Annotated in this window: 1 protein-coding gene; it reads left to right on the top strand. The window is 28.4% G+C overall.

Features of this window, described 5'->3' with window-relative positions; genetic code table 11:
* Window positions 1–182 precede the first annotated feature (182 nt).
* Entirely contained in the window at window positions 183–1241 is a 1059-nt protein-coding gene (locus ES044_RS18135) for a DUF6090 family protein (RefSeq protein ID WP_147187464.1), read from the top strand.
* Window positions 1242–2032 lie beyond the last annotated feature (791 nt).

The following is a 2032-nucleotide window of genomic DNA, read 5'->3' as shown; positions in this document are numbered from 1 at the left end:
TACTCAAGTGTCTCGCAACAAAACATAACACAATATAAAAAAAATTGCTAAATTAGTGCTTTAGCAAAGTTTATTGCTTTTTTACCAACTTCTGAATTTCCGTAGGAAATTCCTCGTTGTCAAAAAATGCAACTATTTTTATACACAAACGTTAGCCTTCATTATGACAAACCACTAACCAAATGATAAAATTCTTTAGAAAAATTAGACAAAATTTACTTTCGGAAGGAAAAACTGGGAAGTATTTTAAATACGCAATTGGAGAAATCCTTCTTGTTGTTATAGGTATTTTAATTGCTTTGCAATTAAATAATTGGAATGAAAATAACAATAAAACAAAATTAGGGCATAAGTATTTAACCCAAATGAAGTCTGAATTACAAGATGACGCTTTAATGTTAGACAATTTTATATTTAAATTAAAAAAAGATCTTAAGAATCAAGAAGCTGCATTGAATACAAAGGATATCGCTAGATTACCTCTTGATAGTCTCAAAATGATTCTTAATAGCACAAATCTTGATTTTAAAATTAGTGAATTAACATATAACAAGATGAATAACCTTGGGCTAACTGCACTTTCAAATAATGACAGTCTTAATTCAAAAATAGCCAAATATTATAATAGTTATGTAGTCTCTCTAAAATTAGCGATGAGCTATATCTTCAATGATTTAGTAAAGAGGCAAAACTTTTACTTTTACGAACAAGATAAAATAGATCGTAGTGGGCAGGAATTTCCATCAATGTATAAGGAATCTGAAGAGGAGTCCGAAATAACATTAAAATCAAACATTGTTGAATATGTTTATTCAATTAAAGGTAAGAACCTTATTTCATACGATTTAAACGGTAAAAGATACTCTTTAAGGATATTAAGTAGTTTTCAGAAAAAAACAACAAGCCTATTAAAAGCTATTTATGATGAATTAAAAATTCATAACCCACAATTAGAACCGTTACCAACCCTTCATTCAGAAATTAAAGAAATAACACTATCACAAGATATTTTAAAAAATTACATTGGCACATATAAGGGAGAGAGTTCTAATTTAATTGTACTAATGGAAGATATGCGTATTTATTTTGAACTTCCTGATGGCAGAAAGTTAGATTTTTTTCCATATAAAGAAGATAAATTTTTCTCAAAGAGTGCTATAGTAAAAATACAATTCAATAAGGAAAAAGGTGAAATTAAGAGCTTAACTATAAACGGAACAGAATTTATTAAACTTAAATAATATCCATAATAAATAACGAAAGGCTAACACCGTGTATAATTAATTGCTGTCAAATTACTTACTTACGAAAGTCCAAACGGACTTTCTTGGTTCGTGTTTTATTTAGTAAATTAGTCTCTTAAAACACGCAACTAATCATACACAAACACTTTAGGCTCAATTGCTCAAGAATTTAAAAACTCTATTCAATAATTGGAAAATAATTTAAATTTTTAAGGTCTTTTAAATTCGAATTTTCGGAACACTTTCTCGCTCGTTAAAATTTTCAAAATTGCGGAATTTAGCAAGTTTGTGAAAATTATAAATTTTGCCAAGTTTTCGGAATTTTGAATCGCACAAAAATTAAAACGGAATTCCAAAATTGCGGAATGGAAATGTTGGAATTCACTCAAAATCAAAATTGCGGAATTTCGGAAGCAGAATTTGTAGTCGATTTTTTTTTGCAAAAAGTGTTTTAAAGTTAAAATGCAGGAATTTACTCAAATGCTGAAAAGTTGAAAACGGAATCTAAATGTGTTTACTCTTATGTTTCGCAAAAGAGCCTAACAAAGTATAAAAAAAATTGCTAAATTAGTGCTTTATCAAAGTTCGTTGCATTTTTGCGTACTACTGAATTTCCGTTGGAAATTCCTCGCACACAAAATCGCAACTTTCTTTATACACAAACGTTGGCATTCATTGAGCAGAAACGTTAAAAATGACATTTATGAGTAATTTAAAAGGTATTAAATCGGAAATTGAAAAATATGCGAATGAATCAAATCTGACTGAATTACAAATCGTTGAGAAAC

This window comes from Polaribacter sp. IC066 (assembly GCF_007997085.1).
Classification (GTDB): Bacteria; Bacteroidota; Bacteroidia; order Flavobacteriales; family Flavobacteriaceae; genus Polaribacter.
Note: the sequence above shows the minus strand (reverse complement) of the source record. Positions and strands in the feature narration are given on the sequence as shown.

What these genes read in the sequence shown, in the direction of transcription:
- ES044_RS18135 (WP_147187464.1), top strand. Translation starts at nt 183, where the DNA reads ATGATAAAATTCTTTAGAAAAATTAGACAAAATTTACTTTCGGAAGGA.